General features: G+C 53.8%; 31 protein-coding genes. 3 read left to right on the top strand and 28 right to left on the bottom strand.

Features of this window, described 5'->3' with window-relative positions; genetic code table 11:
• The 20 genes from rpmD to rpsJ form a co-directional block, all read right to left on the bottom strand.
• Nucleotides 1-183, bottom strand: a complete 183-nt coding sequence (gene rpmD / locus AC0L6S_RS21720; protein WP_473426192.1) for a 50S ribosomal protein L30 — start codon at nt 181-183, stop codon at nt 1-3.
• A gap of 18 nt (nt 184-201) precedes the next feature.
• Complete coding sequence (gene rpsE, locus AC0L6S_RS21715; RefSeq protein ID WP_473426191.1) at nt 202-714, bottom strand: 30S ribosomal protein S5; 513 nt, start codon at nt 712-714, stop codon at nt 202-204.
• A 9-nt stretch (nt 715-723) separates the two neighbouring features.
• A complete protein-coding gene (gene rplR / locus AC0L6S_RS21710; protein WP_473426190.1) occupies nt 724-1,074 on the bottom strand; it encodes a 50S ribosomal protein L18 in 351 nt (116 codons plus the stop codon).
• Nucleotides 1,075-1,083: 9 nt separating this feature from the next.
• On the bottom strand, nt 1,084-1,611 hold the full coding sequence (gene rplF / locus AC0L6S_RS21705; RefSeq protein WP_473426188.1) for a 50S ribosomal protein L6: 528 nt from the start codon (nt 1,609-1,611) through the stop codon (nt 1,084-1,086).
• 30 nt (nt 1,612-1,641) lie between these two features.
• Nucleotides 1,642-2,037, bottom strand: a complete 396-nt coding sequence (gene rpsH, locus AC0L6S_RS21700) for a 30S ribosomal protein S8 (protein WP_473426187.1) — start codon at nt 2,035-2,037, stop codon at nt 1,642-1,644.
• Nucleotides 2,038-2,069: 32 nt separating this feature from the next.
• Nucleotides 2,070-2,375, bottom strand: a complete 306-nt coding sequence (gene rpsN, locus AC0L6S_RS21695) for a 30S ribosomal protein S14 (protein ID WP_473426186.1) — start codon at nt 2,373-2,375, stop codon at nt 2,070-2,072.
• A gap of 13 nt (nt 2,376-2,388) precedes the next feature.
• Nucleotides 2,389-2,928, bottom strand: coding sequence for a 50S ribosomal protein L5 (gene rplE, locus AC0L6S_RS21690; protein WP_473426185.1), 540 nt, complete (start codon nt 2,926-2,928; stop codon nt 2,389-2,391).
• Nucleotides 2,929-2,962: 34 nt separating this feature from the next.
• Nucleotides 2,963-3,277: a 50S ribosomal protein L24 gene (rplX, locus tag AC0L6S_RS21685; RefSeq protein ID WP_473426184.1), complete on the bottom strand. Its 315-nt coding sequence runs from the start codon at nt 3,275-3,277 to the stop codon at nt 2,963-2,965.
• Between the two features lie 26 nt (nt 3,278-3,303).
• Entirely contained in the window at nt 3,304-3,672 is a 369-nt protein-coding gene (gene rplN, locus AC0L6S_RS21680) for a 50S ribosomal protein L14 (RefSeq protein WP_159171161.1), read from the bottom strand.
• Between the two features lie 52 nt (nt 3,673-3,724).
• The gene (gene rpsQ, locus AC0L6S_RS21675) at nt 3,725-3,991 is read right to left on the bottom strand and encodes a 30S ribosomal protein S17 (RefSeq protein WP_159171160.1); all 267 of its coding nucleotides are present in this window, start codon (nt 3,989-3,991) and stop codon (nt 3,725-3,727) included.
• 2 nt (nt 3,992-3,993) lie between these two features.
• A complete protein-coding gene (gene rpmC, locus AC0L6S_RS21670) occupies nt 3,994-4,185 on the bottom strand; it encodes a 50S ribosomal protein L29 (protein WP_473426183.1) in 192 nt (63 codons plus the stop codon).
• Nucleotides 4,185-4,598, bottom strand: a complete 414-nt coding sequence (gene rplP / locus AC0L6S_RS21665; RefSeq protein ID WP_473426182.1) for a 50S ribosomal protein L16 — start codon at nt 4,596-4,598, stop codon at nt 4,185-4,187. Before rplP ends, rpmC begins: the two co-directional genes overlap by 1 nt.
• An 11-nt stretch (nt 4,599-4,609) precedes the next feature.
• Nucleotides 4,610-5,278 (bottom strand): 30S ribosomal protein S3, encoded by a 669-nt coding sequence (gene rpsC, locus AC0L6S_RS21660; RefSeq protein WP_473426181.1) that lies wholly within the window; start codon nt 5,276-5,278, stop codon nt 4,610-4,612.
• A 17-nt stretch (nt 5,279-5,295) separates the two neighbouring features.
• On the bottom strand, nt 5,296-5,634 hold the full coding sequence (rplV, locus tag AC0L6S_RS21655) for a 50S ribosomal protein L22 (RefSeq protein ID WP_473426180.1): 339 nt from the start codon (nt 5,632-5,634) through the stop codon (nt 5,296-5,298).
• 26 nt (nt 5,635-5,660) lie between these two features.
• Nucleotides 5,661-5,936, bottom strand: a complete 276-nt coding sequence (gene rpsS / locus AC0L6S_RS21650; protein WP_473426179.1) for a 30S ribosomal protein S19 — start codon at nt 5,934-5,936, stop codon at nt 5,661-5,663.
• Between the two features lie 38 nt (nt 5,937-5,974).
• Nucleotides 5,975-6,802 (bottom strand): 50S ribosomal protein L2, encoded by an 828-nt coding sequence (gene rplB, locus AC0L6S_RS21645; protein WP_473426178.1) that lies wholly within the window; start codon nt 6,800-6,802, stop codon nt 5,975-5,977.
• A 14-nt stretch (nt 6,803-6,816) separates the two neighbouring features.
• Nucleotides 6,817-7,113, bottom strand: a complete 297-nt coding sequence (gene rplW / locus AC0L6S_RS21640) for a 50S ribosomal protein L23 (RefSeq protein ID WP_473426177.1) — start codon at nt 7,111-7,113, stop codon at nt 6,817-6,819.
• A complete protein-coding gene (gene rplD, locus AC0L6S_RS21635) occupies nt 7,110-7,727 on the bottom strand; it encodes a 50S ribosomal protein L4 (RefSeq protein WP_473426176.1) in 618 nt (205 codons plus the stop codon). Before rplD ends, rplW begins: the two co-directional genes overlap by 4 nt.
• Before the next feature lie 18 nt (nt 7,728-7,745).
• The gene (rplC, locus tag AC0L6S_RS21630) at nt 7,746-8,381 is read right to left on the bottom strand and encodes a 50S ribosomal protein L3 (RefSeq protein WP_473426174.1); all 636 of its coding nucleotides are present in this window, start codon (nt 8,379-8,381) and stop codon (nt 7,746-7,748) included.
• 122 nt (nt 8,382-8,503) lie between these two features.
• Complete coding sequence (rpsJ, locus tag AC0L6S_RS21625) at nt 8,504-8,815, bottom strand: 30S ribosomal protein S10 (protein ID WP_473426173.1); 312 nt, start codon at nt 8,813-8,815, stop codon at nt 8,504-8,506.
• Nucleotides 8,816-9,303: 488 nt separating this feature from the next.
• Here rpsJ and AC0L6S_RS21620 point away from each other — a divergent pair, with 488 nt between their 5' ends.
• Complete coding sequence (locus tag AC0L6S_RS21620) at nt 9,304-9,846, top strand: midcut-by-XrtH protein (RefSeq protein ID WP_473426172.1); 543 nt, start codon at nt 9,304-9,306, stop codon at nt 9,844-9,846.
• 128 nt (nt 9,847-9,974) lie between these two features.
• A complete protein-coding gene (locus AC0L6S_RS21615) occupies nt 9,975-11,900 on the top strand; it encodes a transglycosylase domain-containing protein (protein ID WP_473426171.1) in 1,926 nt (641 codons plus the stop codon).
• A gap of 69 nt (nt 11,901-11,969) precedes the next feature.
• Here AC0L6S_RS21615 and mltG read toward each other — a convergent pair whose 3' ends face one another.
• The 3 genes from mltG to AC0L6S_RS21600 all read right to left on the bottom strand — a co-directional run bounded on the left by mltG (nt 11,970) and on the right by AC0L6S_RS21600 (nt 13,887).
• The gene (gene mltG / locus AC0L6S_RS21610) at nt 11,970-13,019 is read right to left on the bottom strand and encodes an endolytic transglycosylase MltG (protein ID WP_473426170.1); all 1,050 of its coding nucleotides are present in this window, start codon (nt 13,017-13,019) and stop codon (nt 11,970-11,972) included.
• Nucleotides 13,020-13,313: 294 nt separating this feature from the next.
• Nucleotides 13,314-13,628, bottom strand: coding sequence for a TraR/DksA family transcriptional regulator (locus tag AC0L6S_RS21605; protein WP_473426169.1), 315 nt, complete (start codon nt 13,626-13,628; stop codon nt 13,314-13,316).
• A 19-nt stretch (nt 13,629-13,647) separates the two neighbouring features.
• Nucleotides 13,648-13,887, bottom strand: a complete 240-nt coding sequence (locus AC0L6S_RS21600) for a YdcH family protein (RefSeq protein ID WP_473426168.1) — start codon at nt 13,885-13,887, stop codon at nt 13,648-13,650.
• Nucleotides 13,888-14,082: 195 nt separating this feature from the next.
• On the opposite strand from AC0L6S_RS21600, the gene AC0L6S_RS21595 reads away from it, so the two are divergent.
• On the top strand, nt 14,083-14,481 hold the full coding sequence (locus tag AC0L6S_RS21595) for an NINE protein (RefSeq protein WP_473426167.1): 399 nt from the start codon (nt 14,083-14,085) through the stop codon (nt 14,479-14,481).
• A 240-nt stretch (nt 14,482-14,721) separates the two neighbouring features.
• Here the strand turns inward: AC0L6S_RS21595 and tuf are convergent, their stop codons facing one another.
• The 5 genes from tuf to rpoC all read right to left on the bottom strand — a co-directional run bounded on the left by tuf (nt 14,722) and on the right by rpoC (nt 24,042).
• Nucleotides 14,722-15,945 carry an elongation factor Tu gene (gene tuf, locus AC0L6S_RS21590; protein ID WP_473426157.1) on the bottom strand — a complete coding sequence of 408 codons (1,224 nt, stop codon included), beginning with the start codon at nt 15,943-15,945 and terminating at the stop codon, nt 14,722-14,724.
• A gap of 52 nt (nt 15,946-15,997) precedes the next feature.
• Nucleotides 15,998-18,109 carry an elongation factor G gene (fusA, locus tag AC0L6S_RS21585; protein ID WP_473426166.1) on the bottom strand — a complete coding sequence of 704 codons (2,112 nt, stop codon included), beginning with the start codon at nt 18,107-18,109 and terminating at the stop codon, nt 15,998-16,000.
• A gap of 36 nt (nt 18,110-18,145) precedes the next feature.
• Complete coding sequence (gene rpsG / locus AC0L6S_RS21580; protein ID WP_473426165.1) at nt 18,146-18,616, bottom strand: 30S ribosomal protein S7; 471 nt, start codon at nt 18,614-18,616, stop codon at nt 18,146-18,148.
• Nucleotides 18,617-18,734: 118 nt separating this feature from the next.
• On the bottom strand, nt 18,735-19,106 hold the full coding sequence (gene rpsL, locus AC0L6S_RS21575) for a 30S ribosomal protein S12 (RefSeq protein WP_159171142.1): 372 nt from the start codon (nt 19,104-19,106) through the stop codon (nt 18,735-18,737).
• 718 nt (nt 19,107-19,824) lie between these two features.
• The gene (gene rpoC, locus AC0L6S_RS21570) at nt 19,825-24,042 is read right to left on the bottom strand and encodes a DNA-directed RNA polymerase subunit beta' (protein ID WP_473426164.1); all 4,218 of its coding nucleotides are present in this window, start codon (nt 24,040-24,042) and stop codon (nt 19,825-19,827) included.
• Nucleotides 24,043-24,098 lie beyond the last annotated feature (56 nt).

Below are 24,098 nucleotides of genomic sequence, written 5' to 3'. Positions count from 1 at the left end.
TTACTCCTCTACCCTTACCAGGTAATGAACCCGGTTGATCATGCCTCGAACCGAGGGGGTATCTTCAACCTCAACGGTGTGACCAATACGGCGCAAACCTAGCCCCGCGATACACGCTCTGTGTTTTTTCAGGCGACCGTAGGAGCTCTTGACCTGGGTGACCCTAATTGATGCTTTAGCCATGACTAGCCAACCTGTTAATTAATTCAGAATTTCTTCGACAGTCTTGCCGCGTTTTGCGGCGATAGCCTCTGGCGAGGACATCTCTCGCAGGCCGTTGAACGTCGCTCTTACCACATTGACCGGGTTGGTCGAGCCGTAGCACTTGGCCAATACGTTGTGAACGCCGGCAATCTCCAACACCGCTCGCATCGCGCCACCAGCGATAACGCCAGTACCTTCAGATGCCGGTTGCATATAGACTTTCGAAGCACCGTGATTCGCTTTGACCGCATACTGGATTGTGCCGTTGTTCAAATCGACATCAATCATGTTACGGCGTGCTGCCTCCATTGCCTTTTGAATGGCAACCGGAACCTCGCGTGCTTTACCACGACCAAAACCAACCTTACCGTTACCGTCTCCGACCACTGTCAGGGCAGTAAAACTGAAAATCCGGCCACCCTTGACCACTTTGGCCACACGGTTGACCTGAACCAGTTTCTCCTGGAGGTCGCCTTCCTGTTGCTGCTTTTTCTGATCGTTAAAAGCCATATCTATACCCTAGAATTCCAGTCCAGTCTCACGAGCGGCATCAGCCAACGCCTTAACTCGACCATGATACTTGTATCCACCGCGATCGAAGGCCACCTTCTCAACGCCCGCTTCCTTGGCACGCTTCGCAACCAGTTGACCCACTGCTGCGGCCGCCGTGATATTGCCAGTCGCGCTCTTACGCAGATCTGAATCGAGAGTAGAAGCGCTGGCCAGAACCTTGTCACCAGCTGGGGCAATAATCTGTGCGTAAATATGCCTGGGCGTTCGATGCACGCTTAAGCGGCTCATTCCCAGATCACGCATACGGGCACGAGCACGGCGAGCGCGACGTAACCTTGAATCATTCTTTGCACTCATCTCAATTACCTACTTTTTCTTGGCTTCTTTACGACGGACATACTCATCAGAATAGCGAATGCCCTTACCTTTATAAGGCTCGGGTGGACGGAAACCGCGAAGCTCCGCTGCCGCCTGGCCTACCGCGTGTTTATCAATGCCTTTCAAAACAACCTCAGTCGGGCTCGGGCTTTCTGCAGAGACACCTTCAGGCAATGTATAGTCAACCGGGTGTGACAAACCTACCGACAAATTGACTACGTTACCTGTGACCTTGGCACGATAACCCACACCATTCAGGAGCAGGGTCTTCTCCCAACCTTCACTCACACCCTTGACCATGTTGTTCACTAGCGCGCGGGTTGTTCCCGCCATAGCGCCCAGCTTGTCATTGGCATAGGAAAAGCTCAGGACATTATCTTCCTGGGTGAACTCAATACCTTCAGTCAGTGAAAGCGCCAGAGAACCTTTGCCGCCTTTTACTGTGAGGTCGCTACCATCAAGCTTTACCTCTACACCTTTGGGCAGCGGTATTGGATCTTTTGCGACTCTAGACATTTCGAAATACTCTCTAAATCAAACCTGGTTTTAGTAAACAGTGCAGAGCACTTCGCCACCGATGCCGGCTGCGCGCGCTGCGCGATCGGACATAACACCTTTTGAGGTAGAAATAATCGCTACACCCAGGCCAGACCGAACTGATGGAAGCTCAGTGGAACTACTGTACTTGCGCAATCCCGGGCGGCTGGCACGATCCAGCTCTGCAATCACGGGTTTGCCAAGATAGTATTTCAATTCGATCGACAACCGCGGCTTACCACCATCGGATGACGCATTGAAACTGGCTACATAGCCCTCTTCCTGCAGCACCTGAGCTACAGCGGCTTTCAATTTGGAGCCGGGCATTTCCACACGAGTCTTGCCAGCCATCTGCGCGTTGCGAATACGGGTCAGCATATCTGACAGCGGATCTTGCATACTCATAATCTATTCATCTCCGTAGAAAATCTTGCTGGTTACCAGCTCGATTTAACAAGACCGGGCACGTCGCCGCGCATGGCAGCTTCACGCAATTTGTTTCGGCAGAGGCCAAATTTACGATATACTCCGTGCGGGCGGCCGGTAACCTGGCAGCGTCGCCGCTGGCGAACCGGGCTGGCATCACGAGGCAGCTTCTGCAACTTGATCTGCGCTTCCCATTTTTCGTCATCGGAAGCATTTACGTCGTCCAGAATCGCCTTCAGTGCCGCTCGCTTCGCTGAATATCGAGCAACAATTTTTGTGCGCTTGTTCTCGCGCGCAATCATTGATTTCTTAGCCATCTATAAAAGCCTCTTAATCCTTCAGTGGGAACTGGAAAGCACGCAACAGTGCGCGGCCTTCATCGTCCGTACGAGCGGTAGTGGTTATAGTGATATCCATACCACGCAGCGCATCCACCTTGTCGTACTCAATTTCCGGGAAAATGATCTGCTCGGACACACCCATTGCAAAATTGCCGCGCCCGTCAAAAGACTTCGGGCTGATGCCGCGAAAATCGCGGATACGTGGGATAGCAACACTGATCAGACGCTCCAGAAACTCATACATACGATCTGAACGCAGGGTCACCTTGCAGCCGATAGGCCAGCCATCGCGAACCTTGAAGCCGGCGATGGATTTCCTGGCCTTGGTTACGACAACCTTCTGGCCAGCGATTTTTTCCATATCCGCTACGGCATTTTCCAACACTTTCTTATCGCCCAGCGCCTCACCAACGCCCATATTCAGCGTGATCTTGGTGACTCGTGGAACTTCCATTACATTAGCCAGACCGAGTTGTTCTTTCAGCTGAGGAACAATTTCGCTCTTGTACTTGTCTTTCAACGTTGCCATGTCTTCTACCTATTGACTAGCCAGCCACCGGGACCTAGGAGTCAATCTCCTCGCCACTTGATTTGAAAATTCGAACCTTACGCTCGCCGCTTACTTTAAAACCAACTCGATCAGCTTTGCTGGTGCTGGGATTAAAAATCGCCACATTGGAAATTTGAATGGGGCTCTCGTTCTCGAGAATACCGCCAGCCACTCCAGCCTGCGGATTAGCTTTGGTATGCTTCTTAACCATGTTGATGCCGGAGACAATCACTCTGCTGTCGTCCAGTACCCTGCGCACCTTACCCCGTTTGCCCTTGTCTTTACCGGCCAGGATAATAACTTCGTCTTCGCTTTTGATTTTCAACATTACTCTACCTATCCCTTTCCGGTGGACTAAATAACTTCCGGGGCCAAGGAAATGATCTTCATGAACTTCTCACCCCGGAGCTCCCGAGTGACAGGCCCAAAAATACGTGTGCCCAACGGGGCTTCCTGCGCGTTCAAAAGGACGGCTGCATTATCGTCAAACTTGATAAGCGAACCATCGGGACGACGAACACCTTTACGTGTACGCACAACCACGGCGGTCATCACCTGGCCCTTTTTAACCTTACCGCGAGGGTTTGCTTCCTTAATGGTGACTTTTATCAAGTCCCCAACCCGAGCGTAACGACGTTTGGAACCACCCAGTACCTTGATACACATCACTCGACGTGCACCGCTGTTATCGGCAACTTCCAAATACGACTGTGTCTGAATCATTTCTTACTCCCACTTGCGGCCACGCCGCTAACCCATTCCTGCTGTTGTTCGGTCAGACCTGCGTGGCCACCGTTACTACTTCCAACAATTTCCAGGTCTTGCTTTTGGAAATAGGGCGCGTTTCGGCAACAGTCACAGTATCGCCAATGCCACACTGATTGCCTTCGTCATGGGCATGTACTTTCGAAGATCGAGTAATGTACTTGCCATACACAGGGTGCTTCTCCCGGCGCTCGATCAAAACAGTAATCGTTTTGTCCATTTTGTTGCTGACAACCTTACCGGTTGCCACTCTTGTACGCTTCTCTGCAGCTGACATATTCAGTTACCTGCCTTTTCAGTGAGTAGAGTTTTTACTCGAGCAATGTCGCGCTGATTCAGCTTCAGCAAGTGTGTCTGACCCAACTGGCCAGTCGTTCTTTGCATACGCAACTTGAATTGCTCCTCGCGCAGAGTCAGCAACTCCTTGCTCAGCTCTTCAGATGATTTTGCACGTAACTCGCTTGCTTTCATTACATCACCGTCCGTTTAACAAATTGAGTAGCGATGGGGATCTTCGCAGATGCCAGTTCAAAGGCCTCGCGCGCCAGCTCTTCAGATACACCCTGCAGCTCATAGAGCACTTTGCCTGGCTTGATCTGGGCTACCCAGTATTCAACGTTACCCTTACCTTTACCCTGACGTACTTCCAACGGCTTACCGGTAATCGGTTTGTCGGGAAAGACACGGATCCAGATTTTACCGCCACGCTTGATGTGACGAGTCATCGCACGACGAGCCGCTTCGATCTGGCGTGCTGTAAGGCGGCCACGTCCGGTTGCCTTCAACCCGTACTCGCCGAAGCTCACTTTACTGCCGCGATCTGCCAGGCCGCGATTGCGGCCCTTCATCATTTTGCGAAATTTTGTACGCTTTGGTTGTAGCATCTGCGTAACCCTTAATTAGTTGCTGTCTTCTTGGCGCTGTCTTCCTGGCCTTCAGTGCCAATGACTTCACCTTTGAATATCCATACCTTCACACCCAGGATGCCGTACGTTGTCGCGGCTTCGTAGGTGGCGTAATCGATGTCTGCGCGCAGCGTATGCAGAGGTACACGACCTTCGCGATACCACTCCGAGCGTGCGATTTCAGCGCCGCCGAGACGACCGCCAATTTGCACTTTGATGCCTTCAGCGCCCTGGCGCATGGCGTTCTGCACCACTCGCTTCATAGCGCGACGAAACATCACACGGCGCTCCAGTTGCTGTGCAACATTCTGCGCCACCAGCCTGGCATCCAGATCCGGCTTGCGAATCTCTTCGATGTTGATGTGCACTGGCACACCCATTTTCTGGGTCAGCTCCTTGCGCAGCTTGTCGACATCTTCACCCTTCTTACCAATAACAATACCCGGACGGGCAGTGTGAATGGTAATACGCGCAGTCTGTGCCGGGCGCTCTATCACTATGCGGCTGACTGACGCATGGTCCAACGCTTTCTCGATATAAGCACGCGCTTCCAAATCAGTAATCAGCTGCTTGCCATAGTTTTTGTCTGCATACCAGATTGAAGTATGATCTTTGACAATTCCCAGGCGTATGCCGGTTGGATGTACTTTCTGACCCATTTAGTCTTCTCCTGAACTCAGCGGTCGCTGTCTGCAACTTTTATAGTGATATGACAGCTGCGCTTCAAAATACGATCCGCGCGGCCTTTAGCTCGCGGTCGCAGGCGCTTCATAGTCATACCTTCGTCTACAAAAATGCTGGACACCTTTAACTCGTCGACATCCGCACCTTCATTGTTCTCAGCGTTGGCTATCGCTGAGTCGAGCAATTTCTTGACAATGTGAGCGGCTTTCTTGGTGCTGAATTCCAGCAACCCGAGAGCTTCCTCAACACCCAGACCTCGCACTTGATCCGCCACCAGGCGAACCTTTTGTGGCGAAATCTGTGCGCCTTTCAATTTTGCTGCTACTTCCATTTCCTTAACCTCGCAACGATTAGCGCTTAACGCCTGGCCGCTTTGTCTACGATATGGCCTCGGAACGTGCGGGTTGCCGCAAATTCCCCAAGCTTATGTCCCACCATGTCTTCACTGATGATCACCGGCACATGCTGTCGACCGTTGTGCACAGCGATGGTCAAACCAACCATATCGGGCGAAATCATAGAGCGACGTGACCAGGTCTTGATCGGTCGACGATCGTTGCTCTCTACGGCAGCTTCAACTTTCTTCATCAGGTGAAGGTCGATAAACGGACCTTTTTTCAGTGAACGCGGCACAATATATTCCTCTAGTCTCTTGTCTCTAACGACCGGTCTTATTTCTTACCACGACGGCGTACGATCAGATTATCCGTACGCTTGTTCTTTCGCGTCTTGTAGCCTTTGGCCGGAGTACCCCAAGGGCTAACTGGATGACGACCGCCCGAAGTACGACCTTCACCACCACCGTGCGGGTGATCAACCGGGTTCATCGCCACACCGCGGACGGTTGGCCTGACACCACGCCAGCGACTCGCACCAGCCTTACCCAGTTTGCGCAGGTTGTGCTCAGAGTTTGAAACCTCGCCGAGCGTAGCGCGACAATCAGCTAATACTTTGCGCATCTCACCGGAGCGCAGACGCAGAGTGGCGTACTGCCCCTCACGCGCAACAACCTGAACAGAGGCACCGGCGGATCGCGCCAGCTGCGCACCCTTGCCCGGCTTCAACTCAATACAATGAACCACCGAGCCCACCGGTATGTTACGCAGCGGCAGGCAGTTGCCGGCCTTGATAGGCGCAGCGGAACCCGACTGCAGCACCTCTCCCGCTTTCACACCACGGGGCGCAATGATGTAGCGACGCTCACCATCGGCGAACAGCAACAAAGCAATATGCGCTGTACGGTTGGGATCGTACTCAAGGCGCTCTACTTTTGCGGGAATACCGTCTTTAGTGCGCTTGAAATCGATAATGCGGTAGTGCTGTTTATGCCCACCACCCACATGACGCGTGGTAATCCGACCATTGTTGTTACGGCCGCCATTTCTGGTTTGATTCTCTAACAGGGGGGCATAGGGCGCACCCTTATGTAGATCTTCACTGACCACCCGGACGACATGGCGACGACCGGCGGAAGTGGGCTTACTTTTTAAAACTGCCATTTCGCTCCTGCTCCTTAATCCGCCACGGCAAAGTCGATATCATGACCCTGCTCCAGTCGCACGTATGCTTTTTTCCAGGTCGTTTTCGTGCTGAAGCCAAACCGATTGCGCTTCACCTTACCCTTGACACGCAGGGTATTTACGTCACTGACCTTAACCTTGAACAACTGCTCGACAGATTTCTTGACTTCTGCCTTGGTGGCATCAATCGCCACACGGAAAACATACTGGTTGCTCTCATCAGCCACAATTGCGGCTTTCTCAGAAGCGTGTGGACCTACCAGCACCTGAAATATGCGCTCCTGGTTCATCCCAGCATCTCCTCTATTTTCTTCACAGCGTCAACTGTGACCATAACCTTGTCGTGACCGATGAGGCTGAGCGGATCAATACCTTCAACGTCACGCACGTCAACCTTGTGCAGGTTGCGGGCCGCAAGATACAGGTTTTCACCAACTTCTGCGGAGACGATCAGGACATTATCCAGACCAAACTCACCGAGCTGCTTGGCCAGCAACTTGGTTTTGGGCGCCTCAATATCCAGACTCTCAACAACCAACAAACGATCCTGACGCGCCAACTCAGACATAATTGAGCGCATGGCTGCGCGGTACATCTTGCGGTTCACTTTCTGTGAGTGATCCTGCGGCTGCGCAGCAAATGTTACGCCACCGGTACGCCAAATGGGCGAGCTGGATGTACCAGCACGTGCGCGGCCTGTACCTTTTTGACGCCATGGCTTCTTGCCACCACCACTGACAGCAGCGCGCGTTTTCTGCGCCCTGGTTCCCTGGCGCGCACCTGCCAGAAAAGCAGTTACTACCTGGTGCACCAAGTCTTCATTGTATTCTCGTGCGAAAGTAACATCTGAAACCGACACTGTGCCCGCTTCGTTGCTACCCGCCTTAACTACATTTAATTCCACGTTAGAGACCCCCTAACCTTATGCTTTGACTGCGGGACGGACGATAACGTCTCCGCCGGGCGCCCCAGGTACGGCCCCCTTGATAAGCAATAAATTTCGCTCGGCATCTACTCGGACGATTTCCAGCCCCTGGGTGGTGACATTTGCGGCACCCATGTGACCAGACATCTTCTTGCCTTTCCAAACCCGACCGGGAGTCTGGTTCTGCCCGATTGAACCAGGCGCACGATGCGACAGCGAGTTACCGTGAGTGGCATCCTGCATGGAGAAGTTCCAGCGCTTGATGACACCCTGGAAGCCCTTACCCTTGGATTTTCCCGCCACATCGACCTTCTGGCCCGCACTGAAACGCTCTACCGTGAGCTCCGAACCCACTTCTGGCGCCTCATCGGCATCAGCCAGACGAAATTCCCACAAGCCCCTTCCAGCTTCCACACCCGCTTTCGCGAACTGTCCCGCCTGGGCTTTGCTAACTCTGGAGGCCTTGCGGCTTCCCGCAGTAACCTGAATCGCACGATAGCCATCGCTATCGATCTCTTTGATTTGAGTAACGCGGTTTGGAGTCACCTCCACTACGGTTACTGGAATTGAAACGCCGTCTTCGGTAAAAACGCGCGTCATGCCGGACTTACGGCCGACTAAACCAATAGTCATCTTACTAACCTCTCAGTGTACGGGGCTTACCCTCTATGGCCGCCCGGTTATCTCAAAGAAGAACTGGGCGTTACACACTCGGGGCTCCTGCCCCAAGCAGGTCTTGCTACAATTTTTTGTAGTTAACCAAGACTAATCTGTACTTCCACACCTGCTGCCAGGTCTAACTTCATCAGGGCGTCCACAGTCTTCTCAGTGGGCTCCACGATGTCCAACAGGCGCTTGTGCGTACGAATTTCGTACTGGTCACGAGCATCCTTGTTAACGTGCGGTGAAATCAGCACAGTAAACTTTTCTTTCCGCGTAGGAAGGGGAATCGGACCCTTGACCAGCGCACCTGTTCGGCGGGCTGTTTCCACAATCTCCTGGGTAGACGAATCTATCAGTCGATGGTCAAAGGCTTTTAGGCGAATTCGAATGCGCTGATTCTGCACCTGATGCTACTCCAAACAATAAAAAACCAGAGGCCCGCAGTGGGACCCCCTGAAAAAGGAACGCGAATTCTAATGATGCCCTCCGGCCATGTCAAGAAGGGTTTTTAATTAAATACCAAACACTGGGCAAGAAGCGTAAGCACTGGTTCTGGGGCCAACCGCCGCGTTGCAACATCTATATAAGGATAAGGCGGTAGCAGGACACAGCAACTGTTATTCCAAATAGTTATACACCTTTCAACGCGAACCATCATCCCTTTCATAACGTTATCGACCAGCCTGAGAGCCAGATTTCACTAGCTATGACTCGCAGAGCATGGACGGACGGTCGCTACAGCAGGATCGATACAAACACGTTCGGGATACAGGACCGCTGGTGCGGGTTCTTCATCTGCGACCTCTAGCAGGCTTTTCTCGCCTACCCGCAGAATTGACGGGGGGCGGGCAGCATCAGTATAGTAATTGCAACCCTTTCCCGAGACACGACAATGAATAAACACAATAGCGTCACAACCACTCTTTTTTTGACCCTTCTGGCAATACCCAATCTTTCCTGGGCGCAAATCGTTTACCAGCCCGTCAGCCCTGGTGCTGGGGCAGCAGCCATCCCTACTCTCACAACAGCAGCTTTACTGTTGTCGATTGTACTACTGCTGGTCGCCGCCAAATGGATGGGATTTGATCGTAAAAAGCATCTCAGCAAGATTGTCGGGGTGCTGGCGGTCTGCGCTATCGCCACCGGCACACTTAGCGTCAAGCTCGTTTCTGACGCCTACGCTGATGGCGGCGGCGTCAGTTTTAGAGTCCTGGACTCCCCTGAAGGCGGCTCGGTTCCTATAAGCAATGGCAGACTCAACATATTCGAGAATCGTTCAGGAGTGAACCAGCGGCTTGTTTCGATTACTCCCGGCGCATGCCCTGACATCGACAATGGTGCCATAGACGGCGTAGTACAGTGCCGGGAGAATGCAGTGATCACCACTGATGAGAATGGCCTTTGCTACACCGATTGCCGAACCCCTCCCACTTGAGCATCTAACAACTCCAGTCGTTCAAGGCCAAACAATTTGAAGCAGCTTCGTGGTGCAGGGTAAACGACTGGAGTTTTAGTACCATCCTGACCCATCGAAAAAAATTCGCGCATCTCTTAGTCATCTTCGTGGCGGTGCTACTTTATGTCGTCGTCTTTCGAGGCTTACCCTCGCCGCAGCAACTTGTTCTACAGCAACCCACAACATCGAGCGTAATATACGACAGAAACGGTAAAGCCCTTTATTACTTCTACAAAGACGCGCATCGAATTCCTGTAAGCCTGTCGCAGATATCCCAAGCTGCGATTGACGCGACGATAGCGATCGAAGATCAGCATTTTTTTCACCACTGGGGCTTTTCCCTCACAGGTATTTTACGCGCCCTACTAGAGAACTATGCTGATAGCTCTGCGCTTCAGGGCGGCTCCACGATTACGCAGCAATTGGTAAAGAACCGCCTTCTCTCAAGGGAACAGCGAATCACGCGAAAAATTCGCGAACTCGTGTTATCGGTTTGGGTAGAGCTTGTCTTTACCAAAAAGCAGATACTCGAAATGTACCTGAACGATGTTTCCTATGGTGGCGCGGTACATGGCATTGAAGCTGCTGCATGGAAATACTTCAACAAATCCGCTCACAGCCTGACAACAGCAGAAGGCGCTCTACTCGCCGGATTACTGAAGGCACCCAGCACGTACAGCCCATTCGGGGCAGAACCCACTCGCTCAATTGAACGACAGCGGCAGGTTCTCAGCAGCATGCTGGAAGCCGGTTTTATCTCAAAAAATCAGTTTGATACGCTCTCTGCTACAGAGCCCAGTATTTCACCGGGCACAGTCAAAATATTGGCTCCCCATTTCGTGATGTTTATCAGGGGATTGCTGATCGAAAAATTCGGCGAGGACAGGCTCTACCAGGATGGACTACAAATCACCTCCACTCTCGACCTGCGCCTACAGGAGGACGTACAGGAGAGGCTGAAGACCTATGTCAAAAGCCTGTTCCGCTACAGGGTGGGAAACGGCGCCCTGCTCGTAACCGTTCCGCGTAGCGGGGAAATACTGAGTATGGTCGGCAGCGTCGACTACTTCGATACAGAAAATGATGGACAGGTGAACGTCGTATTGCAATACAGGCAGCCTGGCTCTGCGATCAAGCCACTCAACTATGCGATGTCGTTAGAAAATGGCAAAACACCAATGTCAATTATCCTGGACCAGCCGGTGGAGTTTGCAATTCCTGGCGAGGACAACTACCAACCGCGAAATGATGACTCCAGTTTCCACGGTGCGGTCACCTTGAGAACCGCGCTCGCCTCGTCCTACAACATTCCGGCCGTGAAAGAATTAGCCAGCAATGGAGTACTTGAATTTGTTGACAAGGCCAAGGCTGCAGGAATCAACAATTGGACGGGGCACAACGAATACCGCTATGCCCTGACGCTGGGCAGTGCGGAAGTTCGCATGCTGGATCTCGCTGAAATGTATAGCGCTTTCGCCAATGAGGGCTCCACTGTTGAACCGAATCCGCTACTTACCATCACTGATATGCACGGCGCACTGCTATATGAAAACAGCTGCGCCACTACAAGCAGTGGCTGCAATACGACTCCGGTATTCCGCCCGCAGACTGCGTTTCTCATCAGCGACATACTCTCAGATAATGACGCTCGGGCACCCGCCTTCGGACTTTCATCAGATCAGAATATCAACGGTCATCAAGTGGCGGCCAAAACCGGCACTTCAGATTTACTCAGGGACAACTGGGCTATCGGCTACACCACGGACCGCTTGGTCGCCGTATGGATGGGCAACAATGACGGTGGGCCAATGCGCTTTATCCACTCTGGCTCGCACGGCGCATCGACTATCTGGAACGCCGTCATGAGAGACTTGTTGATGCAATCAGAACCTCACCAGTTTGAAGTACCCGAAGGTATTGTGAAACTCAAGGTGTGTCCCAGCGCGGGCACTCTGGCCTGTGCGAGCTGCCCGGACGTCCGCGAGGAGTATTTTGCTGTGGGAACAGAGCCGAAAACACACTGCGGCGGCTAATGTGGCCGTGATCTACCCATCCGTAAACGGAACTGGTCTAGCGCCGGGATATCATATTCACAGAGGCTGTTAGTCGAGCTGGCAAAGCACTTTACAGTACTTTGCCTTCATGGATTCATGTTCGACTTTGCTGCGGGAAAAGTAGGTCTTGCCATCATCCCCCGCAACAAAGTAGAGATAGTCTGTCGTAGCCGGCCTGGCTACCGCATTTAGCGAATCTGCACTGATGTTCCCTATGGGACCAGGAGGGAAACCTGAATGAATTCTGGTGTTGTAAGGCGTATCGACAGTCACTGCCCTCCTGACACCGTTTAGCGAGGCTCCATAGTAAGCGGTGACATCGGAGCCAAGCTCCATTCCAACCTTTAGTCGGCGGAGGAACACCTGGGCGACTGTCGGCATAACATCAGGGTCATTCACCTCCTGCTCTATAATGGATGCCAATATCACACCCTGATGCTGTGTTAATCCCTGCTCCTCAAGGCCCCGCTTGATGTCGTCGGTGAAAAGCGCCGCTGTCAACCCAAGCGACGCATCAATGATGTTACTCAGTGGCGTTGCGCTGGTGTAGTGATAGCTCTCAGCATGCAAATAGCCTTCCAAATTAGCCAATGGTGGCTTTCCTGCCAGCGCTGGATGTCCTTCGTAATTCGTTGGATTCAGTGCCTCATCCACTGCCTGCTCTGAGTACCCCGCGGAAACAAACTGCGCTTTCACCTGGCTTAATCGTTGCGCTGGCAGAATGGTTAATACACCAGTGACCACATCCCCTGTACTAAACTTTTCCGCGATGCGCGCTACACTCATCGCCGGGGAGATCTCATAAGTCCCAGCCTGCATCTTCCCGCGAAGCCCCACCAGCCGGAGGTACAAACGGTACGCCGTATCCGACTCAATGAGCCCACGGCCATACAGCAGATGGCCGATAGCTGCATCACTTGCGCCGGGATAAACGACCACCCGCTGAATCGCTTTGTCCGTCGAAGAGTAGGCACTGATATTCCACCAGAACCAGATCGCAAATGCAGCCGATGGCAAAAAGAACAACAATATCACCCGGCGCAGTAGCGGCCTGTTCACAGTTTTCGACGTTTGGGAATTTTCGGCGCGGTTTGTCAAATCTACAGTTTCCTGGCCAAACACCACATCGGTACGAACCTCACATCAAGCGGACCGCACGACATCCTGCGCTGTGGAGTACAACAAGAAATGGCGTTTTTCACGCATTGTGCCTGCTCCAGGCCATGATTGGCTAGACCCGTCTTTCCGGAATAGGGTAACTCCGAGATAGTCACCAATGGCAAAGTCAGCCATCAGAAATTTTAGTGCCCGCCAGATGGCACAACTTACACACCTGGTAGCGTCAGGTATTGCACCTGACCCTACCTCGCCGACAGGTTCCCAAACACGATATCAAGGGGCGCAGCTGACACAGCGAGTGGCCTCTGGAATCGCCGATAGCCTGCCCTCGCCAATAGGCTCACCACAGGCTTCACAGTGGCCATAAGTGCCCGCCTCAACCCGCTCCAGCGCCGCCTGAACGGTACGAATTGATGCCTCGGTCTCATTGGCGATGACATCAACGACCTCGTCGTTTTCCCGCTCCTGCGCCTGCTCGGAAGAATCGCTGGAGTGTGACTGGGTGACATGCCGCTTCAGACTTGAAAATCGCGCCTGCAACGCGGCCAGGCGCGCCTCCAGTTCCGCTTGTACTGCTTCATACGCCATTGTTACCCTCCCCAGTATCTCAAGCGGCTGTTAGCAGGCGATAGAGCTCATCCTTCAGGTGGAGTCGCCTTACTTTGGCAGCCTCTTCCGTCTGCGATGATACCGGTGTGACTTCATCCTCCATCTTTTCGATCTCACGCGTCAGATCATGGTATTCATCAAACAGGCTGCGAAAATGCGTATCCGATACCTTGAGTTCATGAATACGCTCCTTCAGCTCGGGAAACTCGTGAATCAGGTCATGGTGTTCTACAGACATTCTATCTTCTCCTCTATCTGGCGGCGTAAAGTACGCCGCACCTACCCTGTGAGATTTCTACCAGCTTAACCTGCAACCGTTATCAGGCCTTGATCCATGTCAGCATAAACCTGCTCCGATCGCACAATTGGACGGGCTTGACGCCAACACAAGGAAGGATGACCATGTGGCGACAGACACAGAGCAGGAGTTCAAATGCAAACCAACCAGTCCACCCATTCGTTACTGCTGGGTTACCTACTGTGGATTTTTGGATTTATTGGAGCGCACCGTTTCTATTACGGCAAGCAAGTCACCGGCGTCATATGGTTTTTTACGCTGGGATTGTTTTTTATCGGCTGGATTATAGATCTGTTCCTGATACCCTCGATGGAACGCGAGGCAGAACGACGCTTTGTTGCGGGCCCGGTCAACTACGACCTCACCTGGGTACTACTGACGTTTATCGGCTTTTTGGGCATCCACCGGTTTTATATGGGGAAAATTTTTACCGGCCTGCTATACCTGTGTACGGGCGGAATCTTTATGATTGGCGTGCTCTATGATTTCCTCACATTGAATGAGCAGATCTCGGATAAGAACAGCAGTTATTAGAGGGTACCCGAGCAGCACCTTCTAGGTGACTTGAACTCGGCGTGGCCATTAAGAGGAGCAGGCTCTCCCGCCCGGAACAGCCCCACCCATACAGCGCTCAAATTTCGCGCCAACACTCCACCGCAATAAACGCCTGCCACATCGAGCTGACTGAAAAGCTCCCTCACAAAAAAGCCCGGCACAAGGCCGGGCTTTCGAAGGGGCGGCATGTATTTAGCCGCCGGCTCTCTCTCGATGGTTCTACTCGATGATCTTGGCTACCACGCCGGCGCCGACAGTACGGCCACCTTCGCGGATCGCGAAACGCAAGCCATCTTCCATCGCAATCGGTGCAATCAGTGTTGCTACCATCTGCACGTTGTCACCCGGCATCACCATCTCAACACCTTCTGGCAGCTCACACGCACCTGTCACATCCGTGGTACGGAAGTAAAACTGCGGGCGGTAACCTTTGAAGAACGGCGTGTGACGACCACCTTCGTCCTTGGACAGAATGTAAACCTCAGCCTCGAACTTGGTGTGCGGCGTTACAGAACCCGGCTTCGCCAGTACCTGACCACGCTCAACTTCTTCACGCTTGGTACCGCGCAGCAGGACACCGACGTTCTCGCCCGCGCGACCTTCATCCAGCAGCTTGCGGAACATCTCAACACCTGTACAGGTGGTTTTCTGCGTGTCGCGGATACCGATGATCTCGATTTCCTCACCAACCTTGATAATGCCACGCTCAACACGGCCGGTAACAACCGTACCGCGACCAGATATAGAGAACACGTCCTCTACCGGCATCAGGAACGGCTGGTCAATCGCGCGCTCCGGCTCAGGAATGTAAGCATCCAGCGTTTCAACCAGCGCTTTCACAGCGGTGGTGCCCAGCTCGTGCTCGTCTTCACCGTTCAGGGCCATCAGTGCAGAACCACAGATGATCGGCGTGTCGTCACCCGGGAATTCGTACTGGTCCAGCAGCTCGCGCAGCTCCATTTCAACCAGTTCTTTCATTTCAGCATACTCTTCGGAGTCCGCACCGCCACAGTCTTCAGCCAGCAGGTCAGCCTTGTTCAGGAATACCACAATGTAGGGTACACCCACCTGGCGAGACAGCAGGATGTGCTCACGAGTCTGCGGCATCGGGCCGTCAGTGGCACCACATACCAGAATAGCACCGTCCATCTGCGCCGCACCGGTGATCATGTTTTTCACATAATCGGCGTGTCCGGGGCAGTCAACGTGCGCGTAGTGACGGTTCGGAGACTCGTATTCCACGTGCGATGTCGCAATGGTTATACCACGCGCTTTTTCTTCCGGGGCGTTGTCGATACCGTCAAACGCCACCATCTCGCCACCCCAGACTTCAGCGCATACGCGCGTCAAAGCCGCTGTCAGCGTCGTCTTACCATGGTCAACGTGACCGATCGTTCCCACGTTGACGTGGGGCTTACTGCGCTCAAATGATTCTTTTGACACTTTTATTCACCTCGTTGAAATAGCATAAATAGCGGTGGCTGGATCTTCAGAATCAGCCGGTTTGGTTTCTGGAGATAATATCCTGCGCGACATTACTCGGGGCTTCGGCATACTTGGAAAACTCCATGGTATACGTGGCCCGGCCCTGGGTCGCTGATCGCAGATCAGTAGCGTATCCAAACATCTCCGCCAGGGGTACTTCTGCATCAATCACTTTACCTGATGAATTCTCGGTCATTCCACCGATCAGCCCGCGACGACGATTCAGGTCGCCGACAACATCACCCATGTTTTCTTCCGGCGTCACTACTTCAACAGCCATAATCGGCTCAAGCAATACGGCACCACCTTTCTGCGCCAGCTGCTTGGTGGCCATCGATGCCGCTATCTTGAACGCCATTTCATTTGAATCCACATCATGAAACGAGCCGTCGTACAACGTCGCCTTCAGTCCCAGCAAAGGATAACCTGCCAGCACGCCGTTCTGCATCTGCTCTTCAATACCTTTTTGTACGGCAGGGATGTACTCACGGGGCACGGTGCCGCCGACGATTTCGTTAACGAACTCCAGCCCCTCTGCATTGCCATCTTCGCCCGGCTCAAACTTGATCCAGACATGGCCGTACTGACCGCGACCACCGGACTGGCGGACAAACTTGCCTTCAATTTCCGAGGTATTGCGAATCGCTTCGCGGTAAGCCACCTGCGGCTTACCGATATTGGCCTCTACGCTGAACTCACGGCGCATGCGATCGACCAGTACATCCAGGTGGAGCTCACCCATCCCGGAAATAATGGTCTGTCCAGATTCCTCGTCTGTGTGCACACGAAACGAGGGGTCTTCCTGAGCCAGTTTGCCCAAAGCGATACCCATCTTCTCCTGATCGGGCTTGGACCGCGGTTCCACCGCCACCGAGATTACCGGCTCGGGGAACACCATACGCTCAAGTACGATGGGGTTGTCGGCATCGCACAGAGTGTCACCGGTGGTCACATCCTTGAGGCCGATAGCTGCCGCGATATCACCGGCCAATACTTCCTTGATTTCCTCGCGACTGTTAGCGTGCATCTGCACCATTCGGCCAACGCGCTCTTTCTTCTCTTTCACCGAGTTATAAACGCCGGTGCCACTGATCAATTTACCGGAGTACACACGGAAAAAGGTGAGAGTGCCGACAAAGGGATCGGTGGCAATCTTGAACGCCAATGCCGCAAAGGGAGCGTCATCATCCGCTTCGCGATGCTCAATGGTGTCCGCCTTATCGAGCAGAGTGCCCTCGATGGCCTTTACTTCGGTGGGAGAAGGCATGTATTCAATTACTGCGTCCAACATGGCCTGGACGCCTTTGTTCTTAAATGCAGAACCTCCCAACACAGGAATAATCTCATTCGCCAGGGTGCGCGCACGAATGCCCTGCTTGATCTCAGCTTCAGAAAGCGTTCCCTCTTCGAGGTATTTTTCCATGAATTCATCGTTGGCTTCCGCCGCCGCTTCCATCATGTACTCACGCATCTCTGCGACTTCATCCACCAGGTCTTCGGGAACCTCAGCGTACTCAAACGTCATACCCTGGTCGGCTTCACTCCACAGGATCGCCTTATTCTTGACGAGGTCGATGACGCCTTTGAAATCCTCTTCAGCGCCAATCGTCATTTGCAGCGGCACCGCATTGGCACCGAGGCGCTCACGCAGTTGCTTCACTACCATATGGAAGTCGGCACCGGCGCGGTCCATCTTGTTGACGAACACCATGCGCGGAACTTCATACTTGTTGGCCTGACGCCATACTGTCTCAGTCTGCGGCTGGACGCCGGATGAGCCACACAAGACCACTACGGCACCGTCCAGCACACGCAGTGAGCGCTCCACCTCAATGGTGAAATCGACGTGTCCGGGCGTATCGATGATGTTGATGCGGTGTTCTTCAAACTGGGCATCCATACCCTTCCAGAAACAGGTGGTCGCGGCGGAGGTAATGGTAATACCGCGTTCCTGCTCCTGTTCCATCCAGTCCATGGTGGCTGCGCCGTCATGGACTTCACCAATTTTGTGGGAAAGGCCCGTATAGAACAGCACCCGCTCAGTGGTCGTCGTTTTACCGGCGTCCACGTGAGCACAGATGCCAATATTACGGTACCGGCTGATGGGTGTTTTACGAGCCACGGATAATTCCCCAATAAAATGTTGTCGGGCGAATAATTAGAACCGGTAGTGCGAGAAGGCCTTGTTGGCTTCAGCCATACGGTGCACGTCTTCACGCTTCTTGACCGCATTACCTTTACCCTGTGAGGCATCGATAATTTCACCGGCCAGACGCTGGCGCATGGACTTCTCACCACGATTACGTGAGTATTCCACCAACCAGCGCATAGACAGTGCTACGCGACGCGAGGGGCGAACCTCTACGGGTACCTGATAGGTCGCACCACCGACACGGCGGGCCTTAACCTCTACCATGGGGGCGATGTTCTCCAGTGCCAGATCAAACGCTTCCAGAGGGTCTGTATTCAGACGCTCCTTCACGATATCAAGTGCACCGTATACGATAGTTTCAGCAACGGATTTTTTGCCGCTGATCATTACGTGATTCATAAACTTTGCCAAAGTCACGTTGCCAAATTTGGGATCCGGCAGGATTTCGCGCTTGGCGACAATTCGTCTTCTGGGCATGGTATATACCTTCTCTCTTCAGGTGACCCGAACACCAACCTGCAACATATGCGGGGGAGGCAGGGTTTCGGCCTTACTTACATTTCTGTGTCAGCGTGGTTACGCCGGTAGAGTTCGCTTACTTGGGACGCTTGGCACCGTACTTGGAGCGACCGTTACGACGATCAGATACTCCAGAGGTGTCCAGGCTGCCACGCACGGTGTGATAACGCACACCAGGCAAGTCTTTTACACGACCACCGCGAATCAGAACCACACTGTGCTCCTGCAGGTTGTGACCTTCACCACCGATGTATGAGGAAACCTCATAACCGTTGGTCAGGCGCACACGGCAGACTTTACGCAGCGCGGAATTCGGCTTCTTCGGTGTAGTCGTGTAAACGCGAGTGCAGACGCCACGGCGCTGCGGGCAGCTCTGCAATGCAGGCACACCACTCTTCTCTACTTTGCGTTTCCGAGGCTTACGAACCAATTGATTGACCGTTGCCATCTATTTACAACTCCAAATATAGTTTTTCTCATGACCCTTATGGTCACAATCCAACTCTGAGCGGGGTTCACTTCACCCAAACGACAGCGTGCGCGAAACCACCCCTACAAAGAGGAGGCGGCATTCTATAGACGCCGCGCTGTAGAGTCAACCCGGACAGGCCGCCTGTAGTGGCTCAGTTGGGGCTTAGTTTGTTTGTGTCCCAATATCGATGACTCTGAATGGGCTCTTGGCACAACTGAAGACGCAGGATTGCGCATGGGCGCTTTTGCTTGATTCTATTGCTGGGTGTGGGTACTCCGCCCGACGGGTGCGGGTAGGAAGGTGCTTCTCAGTCGCTCCACGGAATTCGCTTGGTGAGAAACACCTTCCTACCCGCACCCTCAGCACATGCCACCCATCCAGATCGAAAAAACAGACTATACGCGCCCCGCAACCTGATCCCTGATCCCTGATCCCTCGCAAATCACCTCCCGCAGCATCGCGATGCCAGGGCTCGTATCCCGGCAGGCGTTTCACCAAGCGAATTCGTTGGTCCGGCACCCCGGGAGCGACTGAAACACCTGCCGGGATACGAGCCCGTGGACCACTACGAAACAATTGACGATTGACGATTGGCTAATCGGCTCCAGATTTTGCGATACACCGCGACCGACCAGAAAAAGAAAAGGGGCACCGGTATCACCGATGCCCCTTCGAGTAGTGCAACAGCTAAGGGTTAGCTATCAGCCAACAGAGCCTCAGTCAGCGCCGCTTCGATCTCCTGCGCAGAGACAGTGGCTTCAGTCTGGCTATCGCGTGTACGCTTGCGCTCCGCGTGATAGGCAAGACCAGTACCGGCGGGGATCAGGCGTCCAACAACCACGTTCTCCTTCAGCCCGCGCAGGTAATCGCGTTTGCCGGTGACCGCCGCTTCTGTCAGTACGCGGGTGGTCTCCTGGAAGGAGGCCGCAGAGATGAAGCTCTCTGTTGCCAGTGAGGCCTTGGTGATACCCAGCAGCTCTCTCTCGCCAGTAGCTGGCACCAGGTTCTCTGCCAGCAGACGCTCGTTCTCTTCCAGCAGCGTCGTGTACTCGACCTGCTCGCCCTTGATCAGGTTTGAATCGCCTGATGAGGTAACGATCACTTTGCGCAGCATCTGACGAACGATAACTTCGATGTGCTTATCGTTAATCTTCACGCCCTGCAGTCGGTAGACTTCCTGAATCTCGTTGACGATGTACTTCGCGAGTTCCTTGATGCCTTTCAGGCGCAGGATATCGTGCGGGCTGGGAGCCCCCTCTGATACCACTTCACCTTTTTCGACGTTCTCACCCTCAAAGACAGACATATGTCGCCATTTGGGGATCAAAGCCTCGTAGTGATCAGAGCCATCCGGCAACGTAGCGTTGTTAGTTGGCGTGATCATCAGGCGGCGCTTGCCCTTTGTTTCCTTACCGAAGCTGACGGTACCGGAAATCTCAGCCAGGATAGCCGGTTCTTTCGGCTTACGCGCTTCGAACAGGTCAGCAACACGTGGCAGACCACCGGTGATATCCCGGGTCTTGGAGCCTTCCTGAGGAATACGGGCGATGATGTCACCGGTATTGATCTTCGCACCGTCTTCCAGGCTAACCTGGGCATCCGGCGGCAGGAAGTAGTGAGCAGGCACATTGGTTCCGGCCAGGCACAGTTCCTTACCTTTGCTGTCGACCAGGCTGATGGCCGGGCGAATATCTTTACCCGCTGCCGGGCGCTCACCAGCCTCCATCACAGAGATACTGGACAAACCAGTCAGATCGTCAGTCTGGCGCTTAATGGTAATACCCTCTTCCATACCGCTGAACTTGGCGGTACCCGCCACTTCAGTAATGATGGGGTGGGTATGCGGATCCCAGCTGGCCACCCTGGAACCCTTGGTGACTTCCTGGTTGTCCTTGACCTTCAGCAGTGCACCGTAGGGCAGCTTATAGCGCTCCCGCTCACGACCGCGCACATCGAGTACAGACAGCTCACCGGAGCGGCTGACAGCAACCAGGTCACCGTCGACGCGTTCTACCGTCTTCAGGTTGTGCAATCTGACAACACCGTCATTCATGACTTCGATATTGTCCTGAGCGGTCGCTCTCGATGCCGCACCACCGATGTGGAAAGTACGCATGGTCAACTGTGTGCCGGGCTCACCGATGGACTGGGCCGCAACAACACCGACCGACTCGCCCATGTTAATACGGTGTCCGCGTGCCAGGTCTCGACCGTAACAGGCCGAACAGATACCGTGGCGAGTCTCACAGGTGATGGGTGAGCGCACCTCAATCTCGTCGATACCCATTTCTTCCAGACGCTTGATCCACAACTCGTCGAGCATCGTGCCGGCAGTGATGGCAATTTCATCACTGCTACCCGGCTTGAGCACATCCTTGACCACAAGGCGCCCCAATACCCGATCACCCAGCGACTCGATGATGTCACCACCGTCGATAACCGGCGTCATCAGCAATCCGTAATCGGTGCCGCAATCCTCTTCCGTTACCACCAGATCCTGAGCCACATCCACCAGACGACGTGTCAGGTAACCGGAGTTGGCCGTTTTCAGAGCGGTATCCGCCAGACCTTTACGCGCACCGTGCGTGGAGATGAAGTACTGCAGTACGTTCAGGCCCTCGCGGAAGTTGGCGGTAATGGGCGTCTCAATAATCGAGCCGTCCGGCTTGGCCATCAAACCACGCATACCGGCCAACTGACGAATCTGAGCGGGGGAACCCCGGGCACCGGAGTCGGCGTAGATGTACACAGAGTTGAATGATGCCTGCTGCTCTTCCTCGCCATCGCGATTTATCACGGGCTCGGTGGACAGACCCTCCATCATCGACTTGGAAACCAGGTCGTTGGCGCGCGACCAAATATCGATCACCTTGTTGTATTTCTCACCCTGAGTCACCAGACCTTGCGCGTACTGGTTTTCAATTTCCTTCACTTCGGCGTCAGCGCGATCGATCAGGCCAGCTTTTTCCTGCGGAATGACGAAATCATTCACACCAATGGATGAGCCGGAGCGGGTTGAATACTCGTAACCGGTGTACATGAGCTTATCGGCGAAGATGACCGTGGCCTTCAGGCCGACCAGGCGATAGCACTGGTTGATGATCCTGGAGATCGCTTTCTTGGCCATGTTCTGGTTGACCATCTCAAACACGATGCCGGCGGGAACTATTTCCCACAGCAGCGCACGGCCCACAGTAGTATCAGCCACGAAGGTACGCTTGATCGTTTCGCCTTCGTCGGTCCTTTCCTCTTCCTCAATGCGCACCTTCACACGGGCCTGCAGGTGCACATGCCCACTGACGTAAGCGCGGTGCACCTCGGAGACATTGGCAAAAGCCATGCCCTCGCCCTTGGCGTTCACACGTTCACGCGTCATGTAGTACAACCCCAACACCACGTCCTGTGAGGGAACGATGATAGGCTCACCGCTGGCGGGCGACAGGATGTTGTTGGTAGACATCATCAGTGCGCGGGCTTCCAGCTGCGCTTCGATGGTAAGCGGCACGTGTACAGCCATTTGGTCACCGTCGAAGTCGGCGTTATACGCTGCACAGACCAGCGGGTGCAGCTGAATCGCCTTACCCTCGATCAGTACCGGCTCAAACGCCTGGATACCCAGACGGTGCAGGGTGGGCGCGCGGTTGAGAAGCACGGGGTGCTCGCGAATAACCTCGGCCAGGATATCCCACACTTCCGGCGGCTCGCGCTCGACCATTTTCTTGGCGGCCTTGATAGTCGTGGCCAGGCCACGGGCTTCGAGCTTGCCGAATATAAAAGGCTTGAACAGTTCCAGCGCCATTTTCTTGGGCAGACCACACTGGTGCAATTTCAGCGTTGGCCCCACCACGATCACAGAACGACCGGAGTAGTCGACACGCTTACCCAACAGGTTCTGGCGGAAGCGACCCTGTTTACCCTTGATCATGTCTGCCAGTGATTTCAGCGGACGCTTGTTGGAACCGGTGATGGCACGGCCGCGACGACCGTTGTCCAGCAGCGCATCCACAGACTCCTGCAGCATGCGCTTCTCGTTGCGCACGATGATATCGGGCGCGTTGAGATCCAGCAGACGCTTCAGTCGGTTGTTGCGGTTGATCACCCGGCGGTAGAGGTCGTTCAGGTCGGACGTGGCGAAGCGGCCTCCGTCCAGCGGCACCAACGGGCGCAGATCAGGCGGCAACACAGGCAATACATTCAGCACCATCCACTGGGGCTTGTTACCTGACCCGGCAAAGGCCTCCATCAACTTAAGACGCTTGGACAGTTTCTTGATCTTGGTTTCGGAATTGGTAACCGGAATTTCTTCCCGCAGTGAGGCGATTTCCTGCTGCAAATCCAACTGCATCATCAGATCCTGGATTGCCTCGGCACCCATCTTGGCGGAGAACTCATCGCCAAACTCTTCCATCGCTTCGTAGTACTGCTCATCGGAGAGCAGCTGGCTTTGCTCCAGCGTAGTCATACCAGGGTCAGTTACGACATAGGATTCAAAGTAGAGCACACGCTCGATATCGCGCAGCGTCATATCCAGCAGCAGACCGATACGTGACGGCAGCGACTTGAGGAACCAAATGTGTGCAACAGGGCTCGCCAGCTCAATGTGACCCATGCGCTCGCGTCGTACCTTAGCCAGCGCCACTTCCACGCCACACTTTTCACAGATAACACCGCGGTGCTTGAGGCGCTTATACTTCCCGCACAGACACTCATAGTCTTTTACCGGGCCAAATATCTTGGCGCAGAACAGGCCATCACGCTCTGGCTTGAAGGTTCGATAGTTAATGGTCTCGGGCTTTTTCACTTCACCAAATGACCAGGAGCGGATCAGCTCCGGCGATGCCAGTCCAATTCGAATTGAGTCGAACTCATCATTCTGTCCCTGGGACTTCAACAGATTAAGTAAGTCTTTCAAGGCGTTTCCTCCACGAGGTTTTTACTTCCAGGCAGTGCGTGGAAATCCAGCGCACC

The sequence above is a fragment of the Halioglobus sp. D3-4 genome (assembly GCF_055809315.1).
This window is presented reverse-complemented; position numbering and strand designations above follow the sequence as displayed.

Coding starts and splice junctions, on each gene's coding strand:
- rpmD (WP_473426192.1), bottom strand. CDS start 183: ATGGCTAAAGCATCAATTAGGGTCACCCAGGTCAAGAGCTCCTACGGT.
- rpsE (WP_473426191.1), bottom strand. CDS start 714: ATGGCTTTTAACGATCAGAAAAAGCAGCAACAGGAAGGCGACCTCCAG.
- rplR (WP_473426190.1), bottom strand. CDS start 1,074: ATGAGTGCAAAGAATGATTCAAGGTTACGTCGCGCTCGCCGTGCTCGT.
- rplF (WP_473426188.1), bottom strand. CDS start 1,611: ATGTCTAGAGTCGCAAAAGATCCAATACCGCTGCCCAAAGGTGTAGAG.
- rpsH (WP_473426187.1), bottom strand. CDS start 2,037: ATGAGTATGCAAGATCCGCTGTCAGATATGCTGACCCGTATTCGCAAC.
- rpsN (WP_473426186.1), bottom strand. CDS start 2,375: ATGGCTAAGAAATCAATGATTGCGCGCGAGAACAAGCGCACAAAAATT.
- rplE (WP_473426185.1), bottom strand. CDS start 2,928: ATGGCAACGTTGAAAGACAAGTACAAGAGCGAAATTGTTCCTCAGCTG.
- rplX (WP_473426184.1), bottom strand. CDS start 3,277: ATGTTGAAAATCAAAAGCGAAGACGAAGTTATTATCCTGGCCGGTAAA.
- rplN (WP_159171161.1), bottom strand. CDS start 3,672: ATGATTCAGACACAGTCGTATTTGGAAGTTGCCGATAACAGCGGTGCA.
- rpsQ (WP_159171160.1), bottom strand. CDS start 3,991: ATGTCAGCTGCAGAGAAGCGTACAAGAGTGGCAACCGGTAAGGTTGTC.
- rpmC (WP_473426183.1), bottom strand. CDS start 4,185: ATGAAAGCAAGCGAGTTACGTGCAAAATCATCTGAAGAGCTGAGCAAG.
- rplP (WP_473426182.1), bottom strand. CDS start 4,598: ATGCTACAACCAAAGCGTACAAAATTTCGCAAAATGATGAAGGGCCGC.
- rpsC (WP_473426181.1), bottom strand. CDS start 5,278: ATGGGTCAGAAAGTACATCCAACCGGCATACGCCTGGGAATTGTCAAA.
- rplV (WP_473426180.1), bottom strand. CDS start 5,634: ATGGAAGTAGCAGCAAAATTGAAAGGCGCACAGATTTCGCCACAAAAG.
- rplB (WP_473426178.1), bottom strand. CDS start 6,802: ATGGCAGTTTTAAAAAGTAAGCCCACTTCCGCCGGTCGTCGCCATGTC.
- rplW (WP_473426177.1), bottom strand. CDS start 7,113: ATGAACCAGGAGCGCATATTTCAGGTGCTGGTAGGTCCACACGCTTCT.
- rplC (WP_473426174.1), bottom strand. CDS start 8,381: ATGACTATTGGTTTAGTCGGCCGTAAGTCCGGCATGACGCGCGTTTTT.
- AC0L6S_RS21620 (WP_473426172.1), top strand. CDS start 9,304: ATGAATAAACACAATAGCGTCACAACCACTCTTTTTTTGACCCTTCTG.
- AC0L6S_RS21605 (WP_473426169.1), bottom strand. CDS start 13,628: ATGGCGTATGAAGCAGTACAAGCGGAACTGGAGGCGCGCCTGGCCGCG.
- AC0L6S_RS21600 (WP_473426168.1), bottom strand. CDS start 13,887: ATGTCTGTAGAACACCATGACCTGATTCACGAGTTTCCCGAGCTGAAG.
- AC0L6S_RS21595 (WP_473426167.1), top strand. CDS start 14,083: ATGCAAACCAACCAGTCCACCCATTCGTTACTGCTGGGTTACCTACTG.
- rpsG (WP_473426165.1), bottom strand. CDS start 18,616: ATGCCCAGAAGACGAATTGTCGCCAAGCGCGAAATCCTGCCGGATCCC.
- rpsL (WP_159171142.1), bottom strand. CDS start 19,106: ATGGCAACGGTCAATCAATTGGTTCGTAAGCCTCGGAAACGCAAAGTA.